General features: G+C 58.9%; 19 protein-coding genes and 1 tRNA gene. 11 read left to right on the top strand and 9 right to left on the bottom strand.

Translation table 11 applies throughout. The features are described 5' to 3' along the window. Nucleotides 1-239 precede the first annotated feature (239 nt). On the bottom strand, nucleotides 240-560 hold the full coding sequence (locus ACVWZF_RS00310; protein WP_414415719.1) for an Hfq-related RNA-binding protein: 321 nt from the start codon (nucleotides 558-560) through the stop codon (nucleotides 240-242). 304 nt (nucleotides 561-864) lie between these two features. On the opposite strand from ACVWZF_RS00310, the gene gvpA reads away from it, so the two are divergent. The 6 genes from gvpA (at nucleotide 865) to msrP (ending at nucleotide 5,503) form a co-directional block, all read left to right on the top strand. Beyond that, nucleotides 865-1,083, top strand: coding sequence for a gas vesicle structural protein GvpA (gene gvpA, locus ACVWZF_RS00305; protein WP_011429717.1), 219 nt, complete (start codon nucleotides 865-867; stop codon nucleotides 1,081-1,083). A gap of 289 nt (nucleotides 1,084-1,372) precedes the next feature. Further along, the gene (gene gvpC / locus ACVWZF_RS00300; RefSeq protein WP_457410566.1) at nucleotides 1,373-2,389 is read left to right on the top strand and encodes a gas vesicle protein GvpC; all 1,017 of its coding nucleotides are present in this window, start codon (nucleotides 1,373-1,375) and stop codon (nucleotides 2,387-2,389) included. A gap of 79 nt (nucleotides 2,390-2,468) precedes the next feature. Beyond that, a complete protein-coding gene (gene gvpN / locus ACVWZF_RS00295; protein WP_011433426.1) occupies nucleotides 2,469-3,353 on the top strand; it encodes a gas vesicle protein GvpN in 885 nt (294 codons plus the stop codon). A gap of 41 nt (nucleotides 3,354-3,394) precedes the next feature. Beyond that, nucleotides 3,395-3,730, top strand: coding sequence for a gas vesicle protein (locus ACVWZF_RS00290; protein WP_414408153.1), 336 nt, complete (start codon nucleotides 3,395-3,397; stop codon nucleotides 3,728-3,730). A gap of 72 nt (nucleotides 3,731-3,802) precedes the next feature. Then, the gene (locus ACVWZF_RS00285; protein ID WP_011433424.1) at nucleotides 3,803-4,222 is read left to right on the top strand and encodes an LptA/OstA family protein; all 420 of its coding nucleotides are present in this window, start codon (nucleotides 3,803-3,805) and stop codon (nucleotides 4,220-4,222) included. A gap of 324 nt (nucleotides 4,223-4,546) precedes the next feature. Further along, a complete protein-coding gene (gene msrP, locus ACVWZF_RS00280) occupies nucleotides 4,547-5,503 on the top strand; it encodes a protein-methionine-sulfoxide reductase catalytic subunit MsrP (RefSeq protein WP_457410565.1) in 957 nt (318 codons plus the stop codon). A gap of 17 nt (nucleotides 5,504-5,520) precedes the next feature. Here msrP and ACVWZF_RS00275 read toward each other — a convergent pair. From ACVWZF_RS00275 to cysS, 5 genes are all read right to left on the bottom strand, one after another. Next, nucleotides 5,521-5,594: transfer RNA gene (locus tag ACVWZF_RS00275), tRNA-Arg, on the bottom strand. A 12-nt stretch (nucleotides 5,595-5,606) separates the two neighbouring features. Then, nucleotides 5,607-6,248, bottom strand: coding sequence for a ribonuclease HII (locus tag ACVWZF_RS00270; RefSeq protein ID WP_457410564.1), 642 nt, complete (start codon nucleotides 6,246-6,248; stop codon nucleotides 5,607-5,609). A 35-nt stretch (nucleotides 6,249-6,283) separates the two neighbouring features. Continuing rightward, nucleotides 6,284-8,455 (bottom strand): Rne/Rng family ribonuclease, encoded by a 2,172-nt coding sequence (locus tag ACVWZF_RS00265; protein ID WP_011433420.1) that lies wholly within the window; start codon nucleotides 8,453-8,455, stop codon nucleotides 6,284-6,286. A 766-nt stretch (nucleotides 8,456-9,221) separates the two neighbouring features. After that, nucleotides 9,222-11,885, bottom strand: coding sequence for a TIGR03960 family B12-binding radical SAM protein (locus ACVWZF_RS00260; RefSeq protein WP_011433419.1), 2,664 nt, complete (start codon nucleotides 11,883-11,885; stop codon nucleotides 9,222-9,224). A gap of 152 nt (nucleotides 11,886-12,037) precedes the next feature. Next, nucleotides 12,038-13,621, bottom strand: a complete 1,584-nt coding sequence (gene cysS / locus ACVWZF_RS00255; protein ID WP_457410563.1) for a cysteine--tRNA ligase — start codon at nucleotides 13,619-13,621, stop codon at nucleotides 12,038-12,040. Between the two features lie 340 nt (nucleotides 13,622-13,961). On the opposite strand from cysS, the gene ACVWZF_RS00250 reads away from it, so the two are divergent. The 4 genes from ACVWZF_RS00250 (at nucleotide 13,962) to ACVWZF_RS00235 (ending at nucleotide 19,753) form a co-directional block, all read left to right on the top strand. Then, on the top strand, nucleotides 13,962-15,671 hold the full coding sequence (locus ACVWZF_RS00250) for a LysM peptidoglycan-binding domain-containing protein (protein WP_457410562.1): 1,710 nt from the start codon (nucleotides 13,962-13,964) through the stop codon (nucleotides 15,669-15,671). A 92-nt stretch (nucleotides 15,672-15,763) separates the two neighbouring features. Next, nucleotides 15,764-17,089, top strand: coding sequence for an FIST signal transduction protein (locus ACVWZF_RS00245; protein ID WP_414406827.1), 1,326 nt, complete (start codon nucleotides 15,764-15,766; stop codon nucleotides 17,087-17,089). An 81-nt stretch (nucleotides 17,090-17,170) separates the two neighbouring features. Continuing rightward, entirely contained in the window at nucleotides 17,171-18,703 is a 1,533-nt protein-coding gene (locus ACVWZF_RS00240) for a leucyl aminopeptidase (RefSeq protein WP_457410561.1), read from the top strand. A 192-nt stretch (nucleotides 18,704-18,895) separates the two neighbouring features. Beyond that, nucleotides 18,896-19,753 carry a DnaJ domain-containing protein gene (locus ACVWZF_RS00235; RefSeq protein WP_011433414.1) on the top strand — a complete coding sequence of 286 codons (858 nt, stop codon included), beginning with the start codon at nucleotides 18,896-18,898 and terminating at the stop codon, nucleotides 19,751-19,753. Between the two features lie 103 nt (nucleotides 19,754-19,856). On the opposite strand, the gene ACVWZF_RS00230 is transcribed toward ACVWZF_RS00235, so the two are convergent. The 3 genes from ACVWZF_RS00230 to ACVWZF_RS00220 all read right to left on the bottom strand — a co-directional run bounded on the left by ACVWZF_RS00230 (nucleotide 19,857) and on the right by ACVWZF_RS00220 (nucleotide 23,091). Continuing rightward, nucleotides 19,857-21,380: an AAA family ATPase gene (locus tag ACVWZF_RS00230; RefSeq protein ID WP_414373801.1), complete on the bottom strand. Its 1,524-nt coding sequence runs from the start codon at nucleotides 21,378-21,380 to the stop codon at nucleotides 19,857-19,859. Nucleotides 21,381-21,599: 219 nt separating this feature from the next. Beyond that, nucleotides 21,600-22,646, bottom strand: a complete 1,047-nt coding sequence (locus ACVWZF_RS00225) for a thiamine phosphate synthase (RefSeq protein ID WP_414350712.1) — start codon at nucleotides 22,644-22,646, stop codon at nucleotides 21,600-21,602. A gap of 109 nt (nucleotides 22,647-22,755) precedes the next feature. Continuing rightward, the gene (locus tag ACVWZF_RS00220) at nucleotides 22,756-23,091 is read right to left on the bottom strand and encodes a hypothetical protein (RefSeq protein ID WP_011433411.1); all 336 of its coding nucleotides are present in this window, start codon (nucleotides 23,089-23,091) and stop codon (nucleotides 22,756-22,758) included. A 101-nt stretch (nucleotides 23,092-23,192) separates the two neighbouring features. On the opposite strand from ACVWZF_RS00220, the gene ACVWZF_RS00215 reads away from it, so the two are divergent. Next, nucleotides 23,193-24,410, top strand: a complete 1,218-nt coding sequence (locus tag ACVWZF_RS00215; protein ID WP_457394352.1) for a lipid-A-disaccharide synthase-related protein — start codon at nucleotides 23,193-23,195, stop codon at nucleotides 24,408-24,410. Nucleotides 24,411-24,463: the final 53 nt, after the last annotated feature.

The following is a 24,463-nucleotide window of genomic DNA, read 5'->3' as shown; positions in this document are numbered from 1 at the left end:
AGCCTCGTCCTCAAGGCCTACGGCCCGCTGACGCAGTTGCAACAGCGTTGCGGAGCAATGGGGGACGGCTTTGGGATAGACTCAGGGCGACGGCAGGGTAGTCAACCACTCCAAAAACCCAGCAGGAGTGGGTCAACTGGAGAAAACTGCCCTCAGAGGGAGACAGAAAAGCCCTGAGTTGTTGTAAAGATTTATTCAAAAATTGGGAAGAAGAGCTGTACAGGGATCCGGAGCAGTACTTAAGACTGAGGCCTGACCTTGATGAAAGCAATGGCAGACCGCCACAGCAGCGACTCCCGCCCCTCGGCATCGGCTAAACAGAGGCAATCGGGATCCTGCCAGCGCAACTGGCCGACGAAGACATCTCCGGTATTGAGTTTGACCTCGAGGGTTTCCCGATCCTTGATGACCTTCTGCAGGCGACGCACGCTCGGGATCCCGGTGTTGAAATCGGTCACGACAGCCCTATCAGCCAGCGAGAAACGGTATGTCAGCAAGCCCACTGCCCCCAGTATAGGGGATCCCTGCCGCTTCCCACTGCCCCTCCACCACACTTCCACAACTTGGGCTCAAAACTCGCCCTCATCTTTGCCCATTTTTTCTGCTGGCGAGTACTATGTAGGGGGGATGGCGCTTAGAAAAGCGGTAAACCTTTCGAGTTCGCCGTCTTTTTTAAGCGAATCTACGGGTGTTCTCCCCGAAAAAAGCCAGCACAATAGGGCTAGGGTGATAGAGGGTGCGGCTGTCGCCCTAGGGAAGGTGAATCCTCAGCTGGGATCCCTTCTACATGCCATTTTGCCGCCGAGTTGTCTGTCCTTTTCAACCCTCATCAGTATCAGCAGTATCAGTGCAGGAGAGATCGTTATGGCAGTAGAGAAAGTGAACTCCTCGTCCAGCTTGGCCGAAGTGATCGATCGCATCTTGGATAAAGGTATCGTGGTCGATGCCTGGGTGCGGGTTTCTTTGGTTGGGATCGAGCTGTTGGCCATTGAAGCCCGCGTCGTTGTGGCTTCCGTGGAAACCTACCTGAAATACGCTGAGGCTGTGGGTCTGACGGCTACTGCTGCTGCTCCTGCCGTCTAAATCTGCCTAACCAAAATCACTCAACCAAGGAAAGTGCCCACAACCCTCTCGCCTTGAGCATCGCAATGGTTGGATGAGTTATGCTCTCTGGGCGGAGGCGTAGGAAGCTAGCCGTCGGAAAGCGAGGCAGGGATCCACCGCCGGTCTCTGCCTTGCTTCTGCGGGTTTTGTTCGAGGATTGAGTCTTGCAGCCGCACTGAGCTACAGGTTGGCAGTGCCATCGAGTTGGGAACAGGCAGAGAAGCTGTATCCACCCAAGCATTGAAAACGACGTGAGGGATTGGAGATCATGAGTTTGCAGGAACAATGGGCCATGGCCCGCAGCCGGCGGGTGACTCAAAACCGAAGTTTGTTAAGCCGATCCCGGCAGCAGCGCCTAGAGCAGCACCAAGCCCTGATGGTTGAGCTGGGGCAGCGCCGCCAGCAACGACAAGAAGCAATACGGCACCAGACGGAGCAAACCCGCAGCCAATTGCAGAAACTGAGGCAGGAGCGGGCTGTGAGGCGATCCCTGGACGAATGCTCCCGTTCGGAAGCGGCGGCTCAGCGGGCCAAGTCGGTGGCAGAGAGTCTGGCTCGCCTGGAGCAGGAACGATCTGCTCAATTGGAAGTCAGCCGGCAGCAATTGCAGGCTTTCCGGGCTAACTTGACTGCGGCTGTGGAGCATTTGCTGAGCACCTATACGCAGGCTCGGCAGGCGATGGCCGACAAAACTCAGCAAGCGCGGCAGTCTTTTTGCGCCGATTTGCGGCAGTGGGTACAGGCTCTCCGGCAAATGGCTCGACAGGAGCTGGCTCAGATGGCTCAGGAACAGCAAGCCCAGGCCCAGGCCCTACGGAGATCCCTGGCCACTTTCCGGGCGGAGTTGCATAAGCAGGTGTGGGGCAATGGGATCCCTGACCTCATCCCAGAACCTGAAGTCTCCACTTCCAGTGCAAGCTCTAACAGTGCCGTTGCGACTGCCGGTGAGACTGCTTCCGACTCAACGCCTGTAGCCGAAGGTCAAACCCCGGTGGAGCCGTCCGCCCCGGTCTCTGTTTCCCAACCCCCAGGGGGTTTGACAACGCTCGAACCCCCTGAAGTTCCGCCTACTGTTGAGAAACAGGTGGATCCCATCCTTGACTATGTCAACAAGTATGTGAGTGATCTACAAGCGCAGGATCCCAACTTGACCCTGCTGCAGGTAATTGGGGATCGGGAACGGGTGCGGGATTTGTTGGCCCGCGGCGCGGTGGATCTGGGGTTGGATCCCTCGGAAATCTTGGCTACGCTGCGGCGCATGGTGTCGGGGACGGTCGCAGTTTAGTTGTGCCGAGCGCAGGAAGAACATCCGGGCTATAGTCAAGGCAAAGGAGTCTAGGGCAGCAAAGAGGTTGAGTATCTCCATGGCCACGGTTCTGCAGGCGCGTCCCCGCCAGTTCGTGAACACCCCCTACATTGAGCGGATTACCCGCCGCGCTTTGCGCTATTTGCAATCGGGCTTTGCGGTGCATTTGCGGGGGCCTTCGGGTACGGGCAAAACCACTTTGGCGATGCATCTGGCCAGCCTGCTGGGCCGCCCCATCATGCTGATCTATGGGGATGACCGCTTCGATTCTTCCGACCTCATCGGGGGGCGCACCGGTTTTACCCATCGGCGGGTGGTGGACAACTTCATTCACTCGGTGGTGAAGACGGAGGAGGATGTGCAGCAGCGCTGGGTGGATGCCCGCCTCACCTTGGCTTGCCGAGAGGGGTTTACCCTCATCTACGACGAGTTCAATCGCTCCCGCCCTGAGGCCAACAATGCTCTCCTGAGTGCCTTGGAGGAGAGGCTGCTGGTGTTGCCGCCGGACAGCAACCGCTCGGAATATCTGCGGGTGCATCCCCAGTTCCGGGCCATTTTTACCTCTAACCCGGAGGAATATACCGGGGTTCACAGGGCCCAAGATGCGCTGCTGGATCGGATGATCACCATCGATATGGGGGAGCCGGACATCGAGACCGAAAAGGAGATTCTCACCTCGCGAATAGGCTTATCCGGCCCCGACGCCCTCAAGATCGTCCACATTGTGCGGGCTTTTCGCCGCAAGTTGGATCTGACGCGCCACCCCAGCCTGCGCAGTTGTTTGATGATCGGGCGCATTGTCAAGGAACATGAGCTGGCAGTTAGCAAAGAGAATGCCGATTTTCGCGCTTTGTGTGCGGATGTGCTGTTGCCCCGGGCTGGCAAGCGCTATGAAGAGGGATCCCAGCTGCTGAATTATCTGCTAGACCAACTGCCTGGCTGAGTCTTTTGCCTGTTGGTACACTTTGGAGGTCGATTAACCCTGTGCCGATTAGCTCTCAACCCTTGACCACGGCTACTCATGGCTCCTCGCTGGCCGATGTGCTGGAGCGGGTGCTGGATAAGGGCATTGTGATCGCCGGAGACATCACCGTTTCGGTGGGCAATGTGGAGTTGCTGAATGTGCGCATTCGCCTGCTGATTTCTTCGGTGGATAAGGCCAAGGAGATCGGCATCAATTGGTGGGAATCGGATCCCTACCTCAACAGCCAGGCGCGGGAGCTGCTGGAAGCCAACCGACAGCTCATGCAGCGCGTTGCCGAATTGGAAAGACAGCTTGCCCAAGCTCTGCCCCAGGGGAGAAAGGGAACGGATCAGTAGGCTGCCCCGCCATTATGACCAGGATTGAGAAGCTAGACTGGCTGCTGGGGTGGTTTGACGGGGTGATGGGGCATGGCTTTGGAGATGGCGTTTGACCGGAAGGGTTGGCAGCGGCTAGGGACGCTGGGCTGGGCTGTGGGTGTGGTGCTGGCCCTTGGAATCCCGGCTTGGGGTCAGAATCCCCGTGCCATCAGCATCAGCGCCGATGTGCAGGAGGCCAACGCCAACACAGGGGTTTTTACGGCCATTGGCAATGTCACCCTCAGTTTTCCTGCCGAGCGGCTTACGGCCCGCGCCCAAAGAGCTGTGTATTACAGCCAGGAGCAACGCATTGAGCTGGAGGGCCAGGTCATCATCAACCAAGGGGAGAATCAGTTGCAAGCGGAGAAAGTCATTTACCACATCGACAAGGGCACCATCCAGGCAGTGCCATCGGCAGGGCGGCAGGTGGAGTCTATTTACGTTTTGCCGGAGCCCAGCTCAAGTCCTTAGCTGATCCCCACACTTTTTTCCAGCAGCACGGACTCAGCCAACACGGCTATACCGTGATTTCGTCACCGATCATCCCAGCCTGCAGGGTTTCCCTCACCCCCAACCCCTCTCTCAAAAGGAGAGGGGAGCCAGGGACAGACATAACAAATCGTTTCATTGCTGTTTGAAATGACTACATTTGAAATGACTACACATGGGGCAGCGCTGGAAACGAGCTCGGGGAATGTCGGCTTAGATCCGTTTAGGATGTAGTAATTCATTTAGGATGTAGTAGTTCGGGCGGCAGACTTTTTCCCTGACTCTGAATCAAAGGATGGCTGATGGATGTTCGGGATCCGAGTTCCTCACCCCTGGCAACGAGAGGCACAGGTCACTCCAGAAGAGATGTTTTTCAGCCGGCGGCAATTTCTAGCGCAACTGGGATCCGTTGGGGTGGGAGCCAGTTTTTCTATTTTTGGGTTTGGCAGCAGGGGAGCTGCTCCCTCGGTAGAACGAGAGCTGAGGGGGATCCCACTCAACCCCCACTTTTCGGATGTGGGCAGGCCCGTCACCGAGGAGATTGTAGCTGCTCGTTACAACAACTTTTACGAGTTTGGCTCCGGAAAGCGCGTCTGGCGGGCTGCACAGGCTTTGCCCACGGATCCCTGGACTGTCGAGATTACCGGGCTGGTGCGGCATCCTCAGCGGTTGGGCCTGGAAGATCTGTTTAACTTCCCCCTCGAAGAGCGCATCTATCGCTTTCGCTGTGTGGAAGCCTGGGCGATGGTGGTGCCGTGGTTGGGCTTTCCGATGCGGCTGCTGCTGGAACGGGTGGATCCCTTGCCGACGGCTCGATTTGTCCGCTTTACTTCCTTTTACGATTCGGAAATTATGCCTGGCCCGATCTGGCCCCCCAACTTGCCTTGGCCCTACACGGAAGGGTTGCGGATCGAGGAAATGGCTAACGAGTTGGCCTTTTTTGCCCTCGGCGTTTATGGCAAGCCGTTGCCCAAACAGCACGGAGCGCCAATTCGCATGGTGGTTCCCTGGAAGTATGGCTTTAAGGGGGGAAAATCCATCGTCAAAATCGAGCTTTTGGATCATCAACCCTCTACGTTTTGGAATACCCTCGCCCCTGAGGAGTATGGATTTGAGGCCAATGTGGATCCTAGGGTGCCCCACCCCCGCTGGTCACAGGAGCAGGAAGTCTTGATCGGTTTCGGATCCCGTTCCCAGTGGCAAATCGTTCCCACCTTGCCCTACAACGGGTACGGAGAGTATGTTGCCCACTTATATGGCTGAACTTATATGCCTGAAGACGCCCACGAAAGGATTCGAACCTCCGACACCTGGGACCGGAACCCAGTGCTCTAGTCCACTGAGCTACGTGGGCAATGCAACTGCATTAACCATCATATCTGCTGACTTTCAGTTCTGCCAAGGGGGCAAAGCTGCGGCGGTGCTGCGGGGTGGGCCCCAAGTTCTGCAACGCCAGTCGGTGCTCCCGCGTGCCATAGCCAGCGTTGGTGCGCCAGCCGTAGCCGGGGTACTGCCGATACCAGCTCTGCATCAAGGCATCTCGCCAGACTTTGGCCACAACTGAAGCAGCGGCAATGGAGAGGCTGATGTGATCCCCCTTGACCAGGGCCGTTTGCCGGGATCCCAGCTCGGCCAGCGGCAATCCATCCAGCAAAATGTGGTCGATTGGATCCAACTTGGCCAAAGCTCGCTGCATGGCCAGCACCGTGGCCCGTCGAATGTTGAGCCGGTCGATCTCAGCAGCAGAGGCACTGCCAACGCCCACAGCCAAAGCCACCTGCCGAATCCGTTCCGCCCATTGAGCGCGTTGCTGCGGACGCAGTTGTTTGGAATCCCTCACTCCCTCCAGTTCTTTGGGATCCATCTGGGCCGGCAAAATTACCGCCGCCGCCACCACTGGCCCAGCCAGGGCTCCCCGCCCCACCTCATCCACCCCCGCCACCCGCAGGATCCCCTGCTGCCAAAGGGATCCCTCCCAGATCAAACTCGGCCTTGCCCGCTCCACCATACTCCCATGCCTGCCCCTGGGCTTGAGAGCAGCGCCTAACTGCTGCGGGAGCGCCGTCGCCTGGAGGCTGCTGGAGATTGCTGGGCAGGGCTGATCCCCAGTTCCGCCGCTGGCTCGGCCAAGCTGCTCTGCACGGCTGACGGGAACGATTCAGCAGAGGAGATTTCGGGTTCCGAGGGTTCGGGTGGAGAAACGGTATCCAGCGGCTCCTTCTCCTGCAAGGCATCCGGTTCGGGCGCCAACTCCTCCGCCTGAGAAGTTGCCTCAGTCTCCACCTCTGGGCTACTTTCCACCTCGAGAGTTCCCGGCAGAACCACCCTAACCGCCGTGTCTCGGCCCCAAGGCGGCGGCTGGTCAAGCAGCAACAGCGGCGACAGCCCCAACTCCGAGTAGACCCGTTGTTGTAACGGGGTCATCTCCACGGTGACGGTTTGCCGTACCGGAGCCGGACGGCCTTCTGAGGACTCCGTCCCGCTGGCGCGAACGGTGCGGGCTGGGGAAGTGTGATCTTTGCGTGAGGCGGATTCTGCCTCTTCCCCAGGGCCAGAACGGCGGGGTTCTTGACGCTTTAGGTCTGCTCCGCCCCCTGGCAGTTGCATCGGCTCTGGGGCTTCCTCTTCTACAGGAGTATCCAGGCTCCGGGCAACGAGGCGCTGGCCAGTGCGGGGATCCCCCCAGTCTTCACGGGGACGCTTGCGTCCCGTTTCAACCCGTGGCTCTTCCTCCAGATCGTCTGAAGTCGTAAAGGGATCCGGGCTGGGGCGTCGTTGTCCGGGGGCAGAGCGCGACCGCCGCAGCAGCGCACGGCTATCGCCTCGAGACAGCCCATCGCTCCCCACTCGCAGGCGTGCCCGTTGGGGGTTGCCATCGCGGGGCAGGATCGGGCCGGCCTCTTCCTCATCCCCTCCTTCCGCCTCGGTGGGTAGCGTTACCGTCAGGCCGCTTTCTATTGTTAACAGATGCCCTGGCTCGGCCCCCGGCAAGCGGGCTAGGATCCCCAGCCCCTCACAGGTGGGGCAAGAATAGCCGAAGATCTCGTAAAGGCTTTGCCCCTGCCGTTTGCGGGTGAGCTCCACCAGCCCCAATTCCGACAGTTGGACCACCTGTGGGCGAGCTTTATCGCTGGAGAGGGCCTTGTTAAAATGCTCCAAAACCAGCAACTGGTCGCGGCGGGAATCCATATCGATGAAGTCCACCACAATCACACCGGCAATGTTGCGCAGCCTCAATTGGCGGGCAATCTCGGTAGCCGCCTCACAGTTTGTCCACAGCACTGTCTCCCGAGAAGTGGCCGATTGGGTGAAGGAGCCCGAGTTAACATCAATTACCGTCAGGGCCTCGGTGGGCTCGATGATGATGTAGCCACCAGAGGGCAGATCCACCCGTGGCCGCAGCGCCTGCCGAATGACCGCGTTGACCCGAAAATACTCCAGAATGGGGGTGGGCTCGCGGTGGGCATCGACAACGACACCGGGGGGCATTTGGCCCTTGTTCCAGCCCTGCAGATAGCTACGGACTCGCTTCGCTCCTGCCGCAGAGTCGGTCACAATACGGTTCACATCGTCGGAGTAAACATCCCGCAGCACCCGCTGAATAAAGTCGTCATCCCGGTTGAGTAGCCCCGGCCCCCGTGCTGCCTGATACTGCTGTTGAATATCTTCCCAGAGTTTCTTCAATTGCTCCAGGTCGTCGATCATCGCTTCTTCGGACACACCTTCCGCTTCGGTGCGCACCAACAGGCCCATCTGCGGGGGTTTAATCAAAATGGCCAGCGACTTCAAACGGTTGCGTTCTTCTCGATCCTCGATGCGGCGGGACAGATGAACGCCTTTTCCGTAGGGTCGCAACACCAAATACCGCCCTGGAAAGGCCAAATCTCCGGTAAGCCTTGGCCCTTTGTTGCCGGTAGGCTCTTTCATCACCTGTACCAGCACCTTTTGCTGCGGCAAGACCAGCTCAGAAATCGAGGCATGACTTCGCTTGAGGCGCAGCGGGCCCAGGTCGCTGACGTGGATAAACCCATTGCGCTCTGCAGGGCCGATGTTGACGAAAGCGGCATCGATGCTGGGCAGAACGTTCTCGATGATTCCGACGTAAACGTCTCCCACTTGGTGAGCGCCGCTGGCGACGATCAGCTCTTGCACTTGATCTTCGGCGAAGACGGCTGCCACGCGATGTTGCTCGGCAATGACAATCTGCCTGGGCATTAACTTCCCTCCCCGCCCCAAGGGCACGCGGTTACGGATTGAACCCTCGTTCTGGCGAGGTGTTGTCCTTTTGCTGGGATCTGCTCAAGTTTCTTTAACCAGGATCGAGTCGTCATGGGGCTGTCCATTACCCTCAGCTCTGCTTTGACGCTTGGCTTTGTTTCCTCTCCAATGGGTGAGGTGAGTTTAAGTGCATGTGAACTACCCAATGCTGGCTCTGGTGGGTACAGCGGGGGGCTTCTGCTGATTGGAAGGAAAACTCATCGGATGGGATGAATGGATTCGGTGAGGTTTGCATGGAGATTCATGGATGGGCTCAATCGATAGGCTCAGGGAGCAAGACGGCTCCGCCTCGGGAGATCGAACGCTGGCCCATTGCAGAACCCCAGTTGTGCGGCCCAGCCTGTTCGCGAAAGCGTCGCGTAGCGATAGTCCACAACAAGACAGGGTTTGCGCGCGGAAAGAAGCACCTTCTCAGGGTAAAATTTTCTGGTTAGATCTGGGCTAGGTCGAAGAGGCACACTTTTCTGTTGCACCTATCGACTCGACCCCATCACGCCTGTTACCTGCCCTGGGTACTGAGTTAAGAGTGTCTCCATTCCAGAATCCGGCCCAGCTTTTGCCTGCTGCTCACCCCGCCCTTGGTCAAGTTGATGCTTGGCGAGCCCCACAGCGGCAGGAGCCAGCAATAGCAGCATTATAGCGCTTGTGGGATCCCTCAGCCCAGACAGACCCTTAGCCCTTGGGTTGCTCCCAGAGGAAGTGCTCAATCTGGATCGGCTAGGGGGTTCTCCCACAACAGGCGCAGCCGCTTTGCCGTCTGTAGTGTCCAGTGGGGCAACCCCAATGACTCGGCCATTTGAACCAGATGGGTGGGCCGCAGGTAGGCACCGTCGTTGCGGCAACTGCCCCGGTAAAGGAGGCAAGCGCTGCCCTCGGGGGTCAGGCCCTGAAACTCTAGGTAGTAAAGCAGGGCGCGGGCATTGAAGGGAGAGGACTTGCCAGACTTGGAGGTTTTTTCAATCCAGATTTCCTGCGCGTCTAGGATCTGGGTGACCCAGGCAGGCCAAGAGGACTCCGTCCCGCTGCCGTGAACGGCTTTGGGCAACTCGCAGCTCACCGTGAGCTGATATTCGGCGGCGTAAACGGCTGCGGTGGCCGAGGGATCCCGAAGGCTAATTTCTTGGACCGCTTGGATGGGGATCTCCGGGGGCAGCTGTTCGCTCAGAAGGGCGCGCAGTTTCTCAGGCGTCAGAGGACCTTCAGGCCGATCCAGCAGCTCCAGATCCAGGATTTCGCCGTAGCCTTCCTGGCCGATGGGCAGAGCGTTGGCGTTGGCCAGGCGGGGCATGGGGTGGTAGCCGCCGCTGAAGGCCAGAGGTAACCCCGCTCGCCGACAGGCCCGTTCCCACAGGCGCATGAGATCCAGGTGGCCCAGCCAGCGCAGATCCCCGATTTTGCCGTAGGTGATGCGGAAACGCTGGGCAGGTGGCTCCGGCTCCAGGGGATCCGGGGTGGGGGTGGGTTTGCTCTGCAGGGGCGGGACGGGCGGAGGGGGAATGACGATGTTGTGGCCGAAGCCGGGGCCGCAGATGCCGCAGGCGGAGCAGCCCTCGAAGGAGCAGTCTTCCACGGTGAGGGCTTCCAGGGCGCGGCGGTAGTCTTTTTGCAGCCATTTTTTGTCGATGCCGGTATCGATGTGATCCCAGGGCAAGGGATCCTCCAGGCCCAATTCCCGGATGGGGAGATGGGCGCAGAGGGCGACCGGATCGGCGGCAGGATCCACCTCTTCGCCGCAGTAGGCCCTCACCCAGGCAGCATAGGCGGTGTCGATGCTTTCCCACCAGGCATCCATGCCGGCACCGGCCCGCCAAGCCCGCTCGATCATCTGTCCCAGGGAGCGATCCCCTTTGCCGATGAAGTCTTCCAGGATGCTGAAGCGGATATCGGTGAAGTGGGCTTTGACGCCCCGCAGCCGCCGCAGCTCCTTCTGCAGCAGGGCCTGCTTCCGCTGCACGTCGGCATAGTCTACCCGGTGCCACTGGAAGGGGGTGTGTGGCTTGGGGGTGAAGTTGGAGAGGGTGAGGGTAAATTCCACCCGCTTGCGACCCAGGGCTGCACATTCTCGCTGCAGCATCTCGACGGTGCGGGCGATCCCCAGGACATCGGCGTCGGTCTCGCCGGGCAGGCCAATCATGAAATAGAGCTTGATTTTGTCCCAGCCCTCTTGGACGGCGGTGCGAATGCCGCGAATCAAGTCGGCATCGGTGAGGCCCTTGTTGATGATGTCCCGCAGCCTTTGGGTGCCAGCTTCGGGGGCAAAGGTGAGGCCGGAGCGGCGGGATCCCTTCATGATGGCGGCAATTTGCTCATCAAAACGATCCACCCGCTGGCTGGGCAGGGAAAGGGCAATGTGTTCTCTGAGGAGACGGTTGTGCAGCTCCGCTCCCACCGCCGGCAGGGAAAGGTAGTCGGAGCAACTGAGAGAAGAGAGGGAAAATTCGTTGTAGCCGGTCTTGCGCAAGCCCTGCACCACAGCCTCCACCACTGCTTCCGGAGCCACATCCCGCGCTGGGCGGGTAAGCATTCCCGGCTGGCAAAATCGGCAGCCCCGTGTGCAGCCCCGCCGCACTTCCATCACCAGGCGGTCGTGGACGGTTTCCACCAAAGGCACCAGGCCGACGGAGTATTGGGGTTGAGGCAGGGCCACCCGACGGCGGATGCGCTCCGGCACCCCAGGCACGATGGGCCGCGGTGGGATCCCTTCGTAAAACTGGGGCACGTACACCCCCGGCACCTGGGCCAGCTCCAGCAAGACCTCTCGGCGGGGCTTGGACAGGGATCCGGCCAGCACTTGGCCAATTTCCGGCAGCACCTCTTCCCCATCTCCGAAGACGAAGAAATCGAAAAAGTCGGCAAAAGGCTCTGGGTTGGAGGTGGCGGTTGGCCCACCGGCAAAGATCAGAGGGCACTCTTCCGGGGTAAAGGGCTGCCGCTCCCACCACTTGAGCGGGATCCCGGCCAGGTCCAGCATCTCCAGGATGTTGGTGCCCCCCAGCTCGTAAGCCAGGCTGAAGCCAATGATATGGAAAGCGCGCAGAGGGCGGCGGGACTCCACGGCAAACAGCGGGATCCCCAACTGCCGCAGGCGGGCCGCCAGATCCGGGCCTGGCAAGTAGGTGCGGTCACACAGTTGATCCGGCTGGGCGTTGAGGATGTTGTAAAGGATGAGGTGGCCTAGGTTGGAAGCTCCCACCTCGTACAGCTCTGGATAGCTCAGCACCCAACGCACCCGTGCCGAATCCCAAGGACGGTGGACGGCGCCAAACTCTTTGCCCAAGTAGCGGGCTGGCCGCTGAATCTCAGGGGTGAGCAGGCAATCCAGATCGATGGGACTCAGATCAGTTTGCGCAGTAGCTGGAGAAAGCATTGAGATCCGCCGAGACGTTGACACAGTCACTGATCTGACTCTAGCCGAACTTTTCCAGCAACCCAAACGAAGGGAGAAGCACTTTGCCCCTCTGAGCCCCTAGGTTACAGCCACATCCATTTTGAATGAGCCCGAGGAATGCTCCTCAACCCCTATTCTCGCAGCCAACGGGTGGTGCCATCTTTTTGATCGATGAGGGTGATGCCCAGGGCTTTCAACTGATCCCGAATGCGATCTGCCTCTGAAAAGTTTTTCGCCTTACGGGCTGCCGAGCGCTGCGCGATCAGCTCCTCGATTTTTTTAAAGTTAAGTTCCCCATTTGTAGCTGCTTCTTTGGATCCCTCGAATTCAGAGAATGAGGGCCAACAGAATCCCAAAGTAGCCAAAATCTCCAGCAAGGCAGCGCTTTTTTGTTTGAGGGCCTGGGGCTCCAGATGGGTTTGGCCTTGATGGGTGAACAGGTTGTGTTCGCGGGTGAGTTCTTTGGCCAATTCAAAGGCGATAGCCAGCGCTTCAGGGGTGCCAAAATCATTGTCCATAGCAGCTTGAAAGGCTTGCATGGCCTCAGCATCAGGGGATCCCTTTTCTTCTTTGCAGAAGTGCTGGGCACAGTGGATCCCTTTCTGGAGGGTTTCCCAGCCACGGCTAGCCGCCTGCATGGCTGCCTCGGTGAGATCTATGGGGCTACGGTAGTGGGTCTGCAACAGAAACAGCCGCAAGGCCATGGGGTGATAGACGGCGAGGGCCTGTCGCAGGGTGGTGAAGTTGCCCAAAGATTTGGACATTTTCTCGCCGTTGATGTTGAGAAAACCGTTGTGCATCCAGTACTTGGCCATCGGCTTGCCGGTGATCGGCTCCGATTGGGCCAGCTCATTTTCGTGGTGGGGGAAAATCAAATCTGCCCCGCCGGCGTGAATGTCGATGTGATCTCCCAGGGTCTCCCGCACCATGGCGGAACATTCGATGTGCCAGCCCGGTCGCCCCCAACCCCAAGGGGAGGCAAACCCCGGCTCAGAAGGGGGGGCCGCTTTCCAAAGGGCAAAGTCGAAGGGATCCTGTTTCTCAGCTCCTTCTTCTCCTACCCGGCCACTGGCTCCCGCCTCCATCTCCTCCAGTTTTCGACCGGATAGCTGGCCGTAATCCGGGAACTTGCGGACAGAGTAGTAAACAGAGTACTGAACAGAGGCGGGGGTCTCCGGCTTGTGCCCGGTTTGCCGGAGGGAAGACGGGTCGGTCTGGTGTCGAATCGGATCCCGTACCCGGTAGGCAAAGCCTTTGAGCTCCAAAGATTGGATCAACTGGAACATGGCTTGCAGCGATTGCGTTGCCCTCGGGTAGAGATCGGCCCGCTTGATGTTCAGGCGATCCATGTCCTGGAAATATTCGGCGATGAAGCGCTCCGCCACCGCTTGCATGGATTCGCCACGTTCCAACGCCCGCTTGAGGATCTTGTCATCCACATCGGTAAAATTCTGCACATACTTCACTCGGTAGCCGCGCCACTCCAGGTAGCGACGCACCATGTCCCAAACCACGTAGGTACGCGCATGGCCGAGGTGGCAGAGGTCGTAAACCGTTACACCACAGACATACATCCGCACCAGGGGCTTCTCCTCCGCAACTGGAGCTGCAGATCCCTGGGAATTGCCGACGGAAACGGATTGAGATCCACCTGCTGCCAGCGGCTGAAACACTTCCTTGCGGCGAGTCAATGTGTTATAGACAACCAAATCCATGGGTATCCCTAGTTTGTAGTTTCAGCTACAGCAAAACAGGCTTTGTCTTCCAAAAAAAGACGATGGCGCACTTTGTCTTGAATCGGATGAGGCTCGACAAAATCTCAACGAGCCAAGGGCTGGAACCATTGTGAGGCAAGCATTGTGGCTGAAATTACCTGCCAAGACTTGTCTAGATTTGTTAACTACGGTACTCTAACCTGAGTGCGAGCCAGCCTGTTCATTAGCGAGCTCCACCCCGGCTTGAGTCACCCCTGGGGTGCTCGGTGCCAAGGGGCTTATGCCCCTCATTTTGACATCTTCTTCTCTTGCACTCTAGTGTCAGCCTGTTGGTGTGAGGATGCCTTTAAAACCCACTTTCCCCAATCCCCAAAACGGGGAGCTGGATTTCCGCGGTGCTGCCGTGAGCACCCTTTCCCCCCCACCCCCAAAGGGCTCGGCAGGGATCCCTTCAGAACAGTCCTGGACTTCTGCGGATTCATCTGCCGAGGAAGCCTATCTTCTGGAGTGGGCTCCAGCCCCTCTCTCTGGGCGGTCGAAGCCAAGATGGGTTGGTTTGGCCCTCTCTCTCAGCTTAACGGGCCTGGTATGGCTTCTGAAGCTGGAGGCGGATCCCTGCGCAGAAGCTGGGGAAGAGCAGCTGCCGGCCACCCCCAGGCGCCCAACCGAGCCTGAGACAGCCCATCCAGAGCCGGGGGATTCTGCTCCTGCGCGTCGGGGATATCCGGCTTGGGCCACTGGTCTTTTGCTGATGCTGGGCTTGGCCGGAGTCGCTACCCTACAGCAGCGACAGTTGAATCGCCCCCTGTCTCCGGCGGTAGAGCCGATCCCACCCTCTGTGCATACGCTATCTGGCGCTCTGCAGCAAAACTACGAGCGGAAAAAGGAGCAGCTGCGCCAAGCCTTCGCAGAAGGGCGAATCCCGACAGGAGAAGGGCCCAGAGGCATTCTGGAGCATGAAATTCAGCCGGGGGAAACCCTCTGGCAACTGACCCAGATGTATCAGCTCGACGCGGCTGCCATCACCGTCTCCAATGGTATTCAGGCCAGTACTGAGCTGAAGCCGGGGCAAGTTCTCCTCATCCCCAGCCAGCCGGGATTGATCTACACCGTCAAGCAGGGAGACACACTGGAGGACATTGCCAACCGCTACCGAGTTCCCCAGCAGCGGATTATCGAAGCGACTCCTCTGGATCGCCCGGAATATCTGCGCATTGGCCAACGCCTGCTCATCCCCGGCGATGTGGGCGAGTTGATCCAGCGTCAGAAGGAGATGATCGCTGCCCAGAAAGCTCGCGAAGAGGAAGAGCGCCGCCAGCAAGAGGAGGAAGCCCAACGCCAAGCCGAAGCCCAAGCTCGATTACAGGCGGAGCAGCAACGCCGGGCCCAGCAAATGGAACAAGAACGGCAGGCCCTCTTGGCCGGTGGATCCCTGACCCACACAGTTGGAGCCGGTGACACCATCGAACGGATCGCCGCCCGCTATGGGGTAACTCAGCGATCCATTATTCAAGCCAACAACTTGCGCAATCCCCACTGGCTGCGCATTGGCCAACGCCTTACGATTCCGGCGCCGGGTACGCAGCCCACCCCTGCTCCTGCCCGACGAGCTCAGAGCCAGCCACAAGCTCGGCCAGCGCCGCCAGCGCCTCCTCCAGCTCCTCCTCAGGCCCGCAGCAGTGGGTTTATCTGGCCGGTCTCCGGGCAAATCACCTCTGGCTTTGGCTACCGTCGCGGTCGCCTTCATGCAGGGGTAGATATTCCTGGCCCCGTGGGATCCCCCATTGTAGCCGTTCAGGAGGGAGTGGTGATCTTCGCGGGGAATGCTGGGGATGGCTACGGCAATCGAGTGGACATTCGCCATCCCAACGGAATTGTTACTCGCTATGCCCACGGCCATCAGATTTACGTTTCCACAGGCCAGTACGTGCAGCAGGGGCAGACAATCATGAGCCGCGGCAGCACTGGCTGGAGCACAGGGCCGCATCTGCACTTTGAAGTCCGCCCCGGCGGGGGCGCGCCTGTGGATCCCCGGCCTTATCTGCCCTGATCCTGTCTTGAACAGAGACCGTGCAGAACAGCCAGCCCGGCCATAAATTGCTAGCCTAAAGACAGCAAACTCCAGACCGTAGGAACACGCCGATGCAGTGGGTGAACGCGCTCTCCCAGCTCCCTTCCCTAGAAGCGGCTCTGCGGCAGGTGGTGGAGGAAGCCAAGGCCAAGCTTCAGGCAGCCCAGCTGAAAAGTGTCCTGAGTCGGCAGGTGCAGACGGTGGGATCCGGTGGGTTGCCGGGGCTGCTGACGGGGTATGTCCCCTCTCAGCCGCTGCGGCCCAACTTGGGGGTTTTGTTTGTGTCGGCGGCCTTTGCCAGCGAATACATCCGGGTGTTGCCATTGCTGTCGGAGCTGCTGGAGGTGGACGTTTTGATCGGCTGCTCCGGCGGTGGCATTGTGGGTGGGGGGCATGAAATTGAGGATGGCCCGGCTCTCTCCTTGTCTTTGGCAGTCATGCCGGAGGTGGTGCTGCATCCTTTTCATCTGCGGGGGAACCAATTGCCGGACTTGGATGCGGCTCCTTCTGCTTGGATCGATTGTGTTGGGGTTTCGCCGCAGAGCAAGCCTCATTTTCTGCTCTTGGCCGATGGATTTTCCTCTGGCATCTCAGAGTTGCTGCAGGGGTTGGATTTCGCCTATCCGGGATCAGTCAAAGTGGGGGGATTGGCCAGTGGGGGCCGCGGCCCTCGGGGCAATGCTCTGTTTTTGCTGGATGCGCGTACCCTCACACCTCGGCGGGAGCTGTATCGAGAGGGCACAGTGGGGCTAGCGCTCTACGGCAATGTGGTGCTGGATGCAGTGGTGGCCCAGGGGTGTCGCCCCATTGGGGATCCCTTGCGGGTGACGGAAGCAGAGGGGAATGTGATTCTTGGCTTGGAGGGTCGCCCTCCTCTAGCGGTTTTGCAGGACTTGGCAGAGCGGCTCAGTCCCGTGGATCAGCGATTGGCCCGCCACTCTCTCTTCATCGGCCTGCTGATGGATGAGTTCAAGTCGGAGCCGACGCCGGGAGATTTCCTCATTCGCGTAATCTTGGGCGTTGATCCGCGCGTGGGGGCGCTGGCCATCGGGGATCAGGTGCGCCCTGGCCAGACGGTGCAATTTCATCTGCGGGATGCCCAGACTTCGGCAGAAGATCTGCGTTGGGCCCTCAGCCGCTATTGTGCCGAGCGCAACTTGAGGCAAAGCCCCTCTCAACCGAGGCCGGAGCCTTGTGGGGCGTTGATGTTCTCCTGTTTGGGGCGAGGCAAGGGCCTGTACGGCACTCCCGATTTTGACTCGCAACGGTTTCGGGAATTGCTTGGAGAGCTGCCCTTGGGGGGGTTCTTTTGCAATGGTGAGATCGGCCCCGTTGGGGGATCCACCTTTTTACACGGCTACACTTCCTGCTTCGGGATCTTCCGGCCCGCCCACTAGAGGGGGGATCCCTTGCCCTAAGAGCCGGCGAAATTGGATAGACTGGGGATCCCATGTCAACAGCTTGGTCAAGGATTTCTCATGCAGCTTCATCTCAGCGAGCCGCCACTCACTCAAGGGGAATGTGCCCTGGTCTATTGCTTTGCCGCTTCCGGCGGGAATGGCCGCTTTCCTCTGCCCCCTGAGATCGCCTCTTGGGATGAAAAGGCGTGGTCAGGGCTGGTGGCGGAAACCGTTCAGGAGCAGGGGTTTCAGGGTAAGCCGAATAGCAGTGTTGCCCTGCGCCTGACAGGAGAGATCCGCAAACTGGTGTTGGTGGGGTTGGGGGATCCCGCGGCCCTAACGCTAGAAGCCCTACGACGGGCCACAGCCAACGGCCTGCGCCAGGCTCACAGCCTAAAAGCCAAGCAGGTGATGCTGTCTTTGCCGGAGACGGGGTTGGATCGGGTGCGTGGGGTTCAGGCGGTGGCCGAAGCCTGCCTACTGGTGGCGCACCGGGACAATCGGTTTAAATCTTCAGCCAAAGGGGAAGAGGAAAACAGCTTTTCTGTGCAGGAAGTAACCCTTTTGGTGCCGGGGTTGGCCCAGGCTCGCCCCGATTACGAAGTCGCGCTGCAGCGGGCCATTGAGATGGCCGCAGGAACCATCTTGGCTAGGGAATTGGTGGCTGCCCCCGCCAACATTGTGACTCCTCTCGCCCTGGCCGATACCGCCCGCCAACTGGCCCAGGAATATGGCCTAGAGGTGGAGATTCTGGGACAGGAAGAATGCGAAGCTCTGGGGATGGGGGCTTTTTTGGGTGTGGCCAAAGCCTCTGATCTGCCGCCCCAGTTTATCCACCTCACCTACAAGCCGGCACAAGGGGATCCCGTCACCAAATTGGCCCTGGTGGGCAAGGGGCTGACCTTCGATTCCGGTGGGCTGAACATCAAAACCGACTCCCGCAGCATCGCCATGATGAAAACCGACATGGGGGGAGCAGCGGCAGTTTTGGGAGCTGCACGGGCCTTAGCCGCCCTCAAGCCTCAGGCGGAACTGCACTTCATCGTCGCCGCCACGGAAAACATGATCAGCGGCCATGCTATTCATCCGGGAGATATCCTCACCGCTTCTAACCAAAAGACCATCGAGGTCAACAACACCGACGCAGAAGGCCGCCTCACCTTGGCAGATGCCCTGGTGTTTGCGGAAAAGCTGGGCGTTGATGCCATCCTCGATCTGGCTACCCTGACCGGTGCTTGTGTGATTGCTCTGGGGGAAGAAATTGCCGGCTTGTTCACCCCGGATGAGACGTTGGCCCAGGAGCTACAGCAAGCTGCCAACCTTTCCGGCGAAAAAATCTGGCGCCTGCCGCTGGAAGAAGGCTACTTCGAGGGGCTTAGCTCCATTGTGGCCGACATGAAAAACACCGGCCCCCGCTCAGGGGGATCCATCACCGCTGCCCTGTTCCTGAAGCAGTTTGTGGAGAAAACCCCTTGGGCCCACCTGGATATAGCAGGCCCCGTTTGGACAGAGAAGGATGCAGGCTACAACAACAAAGGGGCCACCGGTTATGGGGTGCGCACCCTGGTGGAGTGGGTCTTGGCGCGGCAAGCCACATCAACCAGCTCATAACTCCACCTTTGGCCCTGCAAAAGCATCTACTGAGGGAGGAGCCAAGGGCTGCTTGGCTGGAGCTGTCCGATCCCTAAAATAGGCTTAAAAAAGAGTCTAGGTATTGAGTAGCACTTTGCAAGGCTTCCCCTCAGGGAATAGGATCCCCGCATCAAAGTAGCCGGCACAAGGCCCCCTGCGCGGGATCCTCCCATGAAAGACCTTTACCGCGAGCTGGAATTACAGCCCAATGCAACTCTAGAAGAAATTAAAGAGAGCTACAGGCGGCTTGCCAAAGAATACCATCCCGATAAACTTCACCCAGATACACCTGTTAAGGGGCGGCAGTACATTGAGGAAAAGTTTAAGTCTATTCAGGAAGCATACTCGGTCCTGAGTGATCCTGTGAAGCGAAAAGCCTATGACTCCCAAAGGCTTTCCCAGACTTCGCCCACAAAAGGGAGCGGGTATGACCAAGACTTAAAAGCAGAACGCGGTTACAGCACACAAGATGGCAAACCTTGGCCCTTTGACTTCGACAAGATAAAGGAAGCTGCAGAAGAGATAGAACGTCGTAAGAAAAACATCGAGGCCAACTATAACCAAAGAGTAGAGCAAGTTAAGTCTGAGTTAAGGAGAAACTTGATCTCTATCGGAATAAAACAAGAGGAAGCTAAAATTGATCATACCTTTGCCACCAAAAGTGACACTATACTGGGTGCCCTCTCGCTTTTAGTCCTGAGCTTGTTCATTGGTGCCTTAAGTAGCTCAATCGGGCTTGTGCTCTTTCTAATCTCAGTTATTAGTCTTTTTATGGCCATTTTTGATAAAGGATATAGCAAGTCGCAAGTTGAGAGCGCTAAGAAGCTACAGGAAGAGGCAAAATCAGTAATAGCCCAGATAGAGAAAGATAGGAACTCGAAGCTTTCCCAGCTTGAGCTTCACTGTAGAAGTAGGATCGATCATTTTAAAGCTGTCCCTATCGAATCTATATCCCCATTTTATAAGTGGGCTGAGTGGGGAGGATCAGCTATTTTTGCTAACTGCAATGAAGGAAAAGGCAGATGCTAAAAGCCTAGAAGAAAACTTGAAGATAGCGGCTGGAGTTGCTGTGGGTATTGGCATACTAGCCGCCTTATTTGGGCTGGGAGGTGGATTTCACCCATTCTGAATCTCAAGAAGAGGCAAAACACTGCTTCATCTCCTGCAGCACCTGGGCATCTTGAGAGGCCGTTCTCGCGCCCGCTTGAGCAGCCCAGCACTTAAGACTCTCGATTTGGTCGCGGGCAATCGAGGCCAAAGGCACGGTTTCGCGGATGGCCTGCAGGATATCCTCTTGGGTAAAGTCCCGCCGGGCGCCGCTGCCACTGCCCCCAAAGGCGTTGTACATGGCATCTACAATGGCTTGCTCGATCTCGGCCCCGCTGAAATCCTGAGCTGCGGCTGCCAAAGCTTCCAGGTCGAACTCCCGCAGGCGGCTGGGGCGCAACCGCTGCAAATGCACCCGGAAGATCTCTTTGCGCTCAGCCTGGGTGGGCAGGTTCAAGAAGAAAATCTCGTCAAAGCGGCCCTTGCGCAACAGCTCTGGCGGCAGCAGCGGCACGTTGTTGGCAGTGGCCACAATGAAAACGGGGCTGGTCTTCTCCTGCATCCAGGTAATCAGGCTGCCAAACACCCGGCGGCTGGTACCAGAATCTCCATCGGCACTGCTGGTGATGTTGCCAAAGGCTTTGTCGATCTCGTCGATCCAAAGCACGCAGGGGGCCATCGCCTCTGCCAGTTGGATCATCTGCCGCACCCGGCTTTCCGACTCGCCGACGATGCCGGCAAACAGCCGCCCGGCATCCAATCTCAGCAGGGGCAGCCGCCACTCATTGGCGATGGTCTTGGCGGAGAGGGATTTGCCGGTGCCCTGGATCCCGACCAGCAGCACGCCTTTGGGGTTGGGCAGGCCATAGCGCCGCGCCTCTTCGGTAAAGGCTTCCTGGCGCACCCGCACCCAGGCCTTGAGATTATCTAGGCCCCCCACGCTTTTGAGGGTCTCGCGGGCGGTGAAAAACTCCAGGATGCCGGTTTGGCGGATGGCCTGCTTTTTTTCCTCTAGCACCAGGTCGATATCGGCTTCATTGACCTCCTGCTTGGCGGCCAAAGCGCGGGCCAAAACGCGGCGAATACGTTCTCGGCTCAGTCCCTGACAAGCTTTGACCAGTTGCTCGCGGGCCAGAGGGGTGAGCTTGAGTTTATCTGGGGCCACGTAGAGCTGGATGAGGCGGCTGATCTCTTCGCTATTGGGCAAGGGAATATCGACGACGGTGATCTCCTCCGTCAGGTCGCTGGGCACTTCCAGGGTGTGGCTGAGCAGGATCAGCATCTTGCGGGTGCGCTTGAGCTCGCGGCTGAGGTTTTTCAGCTCCCGGATGATGGGAGCGTTTTTGTCGCTGCTGGCGTTGCGCAACACAAAGTGCAGATCCCGCAGCACAAACAGGGTGTCCTCGTTGGGGGCAGAGCGCCACACCCGCCCCAGAGCTGCCATGATGGAGCCCCGATCCTCGCCTGTATCTTGCCAGCCCCGCACCAAGTCCCAGAACAACAATTGCCGCGGTGGGTCTGTCCGTCTGGCTACTTGGGTTAGCACGGCATCGGCAGGCTCTTCTTCTGGAGAGACCAAGTAAACCAGGGGGTAGCGGGCCCGGATCATCAAATCCAGCTCTGTCACCAGCCCTGCTTGCAGCTCCGCCGGGATCTCGACCAGGGCAGGATCCCTGCTGTCTGGATTTGTTTTTCTTGCGGCTTCTGTCATCGCCTCTGGAGTTTAGAACATCCTTACTTCATCTTCCTCTCACTTGTTCAGAAACCATTTGGATTGGAACAGCCAATAAGCAGCAAAATGCTCACGGTTGAGCTTCACGGTTGATCTTTAGGATAGGGCAGGGATCCCTTGCAGTTCGGCCAGCATGGTGCGGGCTGTCTGGGTGGGATCGGCAGCTTCCATCAAAGCCCGCACCACAGCTACACGGGTGGCCCCAGCTCGACGCACCTCGGGTAGGTTGTGGGGATCGATGCCGCCGATGGCAAACCAGGGCAGGTGGGCTTTCTCGGCAGCCAGGCGCACGTACTCCAGGCCGGCAGGGGGTTTCTCCGCTTTGGTGGGGGTGGGGTAAACGGGGCCGACGCCAATGTAGTCCACGTCGCTGTTCAGGGCTTGGGCCAGCTCTTCGGCGTTGGTGGTGGACAGGCCAATGAGCCGCTGGGATCCCAGGAGGTGCCGAGCTTGGGCGACCGGCAGATCCGTCTGGCCCAGGTGAACCCCATCAGCCTGGCTGACCAGAGCCAAGTCCACCCGGTCGTTGACGATCATCAGCGCCTGGTAGCGGTCGCACAGCTGCCGCAGCTGTTTGAGATCCCGCAGCATCTCGCCGTCGGGGAGGTTTTTGCGGCGATACTGCACCAGGGTCACCCCGCCCCGCAGGGATTTTTCCACCACCTCTAGCCAGTGGGGCACAGGGCTGGTCACCAAATAAAGATGGGCTGCCAGGAGACGCTGCCGCAGGGATCCGCCCAGCAGTTCACTTTCCAAGACGTAGAGCCGATAGCGCATGTCTTTGGCCAGCTTGGCCAGGCCAGGGGCCACCCAGTGGTGGGATTCGGCCAACTTGCCGTATTCTTCTAACACCCGCAGGGCTTCTTGCACACGGCTGCAATTGGCTTGCAAGAGGTGGCGGAGATCCCGCCGTTGCTCCTCTTGGGGGTGGGAGATCTGGGTGCCTGGATCGGCGGGGGTATCGCGGGCCAAACGCAGGGGATCGCTGTGCCAGCGGGCTAGGGCTTGGCGCATGGCCTTGCATTCGGCAGAGAGCTCTCCCTCTTCCAGGCCGAAACGAAACCATTCTTCCAATACCCGTAGTCCTTCACGAGCTCGATCGAGGTTGGCATCCAGAATACGGGCGACGGCCTGGGGTTTCATGTTCCCTATACGTGGGAAGAGAGTTGCTTAATTTTTACCAAAAAAATGTGCCTAAAGCCCCGTCCTACCCTTAGCCGGAAGCAAGTCAGTAGGGTGGAGAGTAGTCAATTCACTGTAAATCGGAATGGTTTCCCTGAGGCTGTCCTTGGCCCTGAGGAGAAAGAGGGTGATGCCATAAGGCGTTGAGAAAGGCTTGCTGTGGTGTGTGTCCCCAGGCAAAAGCCCGTGGGCCAGCCCCTTCCGGAAGGTAGGCCCAAGCGTAGCGCTCACAGGCGGGAAAATAGCGGATCTCCCACCAAGTTCCCCCTACAGGCACATCTTTCACTGCCCGCAAGAAAGGGCCGCGATGGCGGGCGAGGCGCTCTTCTATAAAGTAGGGGCCTTCCAGCTGAAGGGCTTCTACCGCTGCAATAAGCTCGGCTCGTTGTCGCTCATTTCGGATCATCTCCCGGGTTCCCCTCTTGGATTGGCTCTATTCTATGAGGAGATTTCTGGTGAGCTGGGGGATCCCTCTTGATTCAGCCCAGATTGCGCCTACGGCAAGCTGTGGAAACCCAATGGAATCCAACGAATCCACCGCAGGTGCTGTGTCTGAGCAATGGACACGGGGAAGATGAGGTGGGCAGTCGCCTTGCTGTTGCCCTAGTCCAACTGGGGATCCCGGTGCAAGCCTTGCCGATTGTGGGAGAAGGGACAGCCTACCAACGCCAAGGGATCCCCCTGCTGCCCATTGCCCAGGTGATGCCGTCGGGGGGGTTTATTTATCAGGATTGGCGGCAGTTGTGGCGGGATTTGCGGGCCGGTTTGCTGGGGCTGACGGGGCGGCAATTGGCGTTGGTTCGGCGGGCAGCAGCCCAGAGGAACCTGGTGCTGGCCGTGGGGGATATTGTGCCCTTGCTGATGGCATGGTGGAGCGGGATCCCCTACGCCTTTGTGGGCACGGCCAAGTCGGACTATTACTGGCGGGATGAAGGGGGGCCCTACCGACGCCCCTGGATCCCTTTTGGGCAGCCGATTTCCGATTACCTGCCCTGGGAGCGCTGGCTGATGGCCCACAAGCGCTGCCTGGGTTCTTTTTTGCGGGATGAGCTGACGGCTACAGCTTTGCAAAAACGGGGCCTAAGGGCCTTTTACCTGGGCAACCCGATGATGGATGGCCTAGAGCCACGCGGGACATTGCCTTTGGATCCCCACCGGCCGGCCTTGCTGCTCTTGCCCGGATCCCGTCCGCCGGAAGCCTATCGCAACTGGGCCCTGATGATGCAGGTGGTGGAGCGGCTCCCAACGGAGCTGCAAGTCTATGCTGCCCTCAGCCCCAACCTGGAGCGAGACCCGCTTCAGGCTCGGATCCCATCTCAGCGCAGCGATGTGCTTCTGGTTTGGGGGGACTTCGGCGCCTGTGCCCAACGAGCAACGGTGGTGCTGGCCATGGCGGGAACGGCCACCGAGCAATGTGTGGGCTTGGGAAAACCGGTGGTGACCCTGCCGGGAGAGGGACCGCAGTTTACCCCGCGCTTTGCCGAAGCACAGACTCGTCTTTTGGGATCCGCCGTCCACCTGACCTCAGTGGAGCAGGCTCCCGCCGTGGTTGGCCGGATTCTGGAACGCCTGGCCGCCGATCCCAACTACGCGGCTGAGTTGCGGGCCCATGGACGCCGCCGCATGGGATCCCCAGGGGCCGCCCGGCGCATTGCCGCTCAACTTCGAGATTGGCTCCGGCCAGCCGGCCCGGTTTTGGAACCGTTCGAGCCAGACACATTGTGAGCCAGACACATTGTGAAATATATTGTGAAATGGGGAGCAGGTCGTTAAAAGGC

It is taken from the genome of Thermostichus sp. OS-CIW-30 (assembly GCF_054060215.1).
This window is presented reverse-complemented; position numbering and strand designations above follow the sequence as displayed.

Excerpts from the sequence above, each read along its gene's own strand:
- gvpA (WP_011429717.1), top strand. The coding sequence starts at position 865 with ATGGCAGTAGAGAAAGTGAACTCCTCGTCCAGCTTGGCCGAAGTGATC.
- gvpC (WP_457410566.1), top strand. The coding sequence starts at position 1,373 with ATGAGTTTGCAGGAACAATGGGCCATGGCCCGCAGCCGGCGGGTGACT.
- gvpN (WP_011433426.1), top strand. The coding sequence starts at position 2,469 with ATGGCCACGGTTCTGCAGGCGCGTCCCCGCCAGTTCGTGAACACCCCC.
- ACVWZF_RS00285 (WP_011433424.1), top strand. The coding sequence starts at position 3,803 with ATGGCTTTGGAGATGGCGTTTGACCGGAAGGGTTGGCAGCGGCTAGGG.
- msrP (WP_457410565.1), top strand. The coding sequence starts at position 4,547 with ATGTTCGGGATCCGAGTTCCTCACCCCTGGCAACGAGAGGCACAGGTC.
- ACVWZF_RS00270 (WP_457410564.1), bottom strand. The coding sequence starts at position 6,248 with ATGGTGGAGCGGGCAAGGCCGAGTTTGATCTGGGAGGGATCCCTTTGG.
- ACVWZF_RS00265 (WP_011433420.1), bottom strand. The coding sequence starts at position 8,455 with ATGCCCAGGCAGATTGTCATTGCCGAGCAACATCGCGTGGCAGCCGTC.
- ACVWZF_RS00260 (WP_011433419.1), bottom strand. The coding sequence starts at position 11,885 with ATGCTTTCTCCAGCTACTGCGCAAACTGATCTGAGTCCCATCGATCTG.
- cysS (WP_457410563.1), bottom strand. The coding sequence starts at position 13,621 with ATGGATTTGGTTGTCTATAACACATTGACTCGCCGCAAGGAAGTGTTT.
- ACVWZF_RS00250 (WP_457410562.1), top strand. The coding sequence starts at position 13,962 with ATGCCTTTAAAACCCACTTTCCCCAATCCCCAAAACGGGGAGCTGGAT.
- ACVWZF_RS00245 (WP_414406827.1), top strand. The coding sequence starts at position 15,764 with ATGCAGTGGGTGAACGCGCTCTCCCAGCTCCCTTCCCTAGAAGCGGCT.
- ACVWZF_RS00240 (WP_457410561.1), top strand. The coding sequence starts at position 17,171 with ATGCAGCTTCATCTCAGCGAGCCGCCACTCACTCAAGGGGAATGTGCC.
- ACVWZF_RS00235 (WP_011433414.1), top strand. The coding sequence starts at position 18,896 with ATGAAAGACCTTTACCGCGAGCTGGAATTACAGCCCAATGCAACTCTA.
- ACVWZF_RS00230 (WP_414373801.1), bottom strand. The coding sequence starts at position 21,380 with ATGATCCGGGCCCGCTACCCCCTGGTTTACTTGGTCTCTCCAGAAGAA.
- ACVWZF_RS00225 (WP_414350712.1), bottom strand. The coding sequence starts at position 22,646 with ATGAAACCCCAGGCCGTCGCCCGTATTCTGGATGCCAACCTCGATCGA.
- ACVWZF_RS00220 (WP_011433411.1), bottom strand. The coding sequence starts at position 23,091 with ATGATCCGAAATGAGCGACAACGAGCCGAGCTTATTGCAGCGGTAGAA.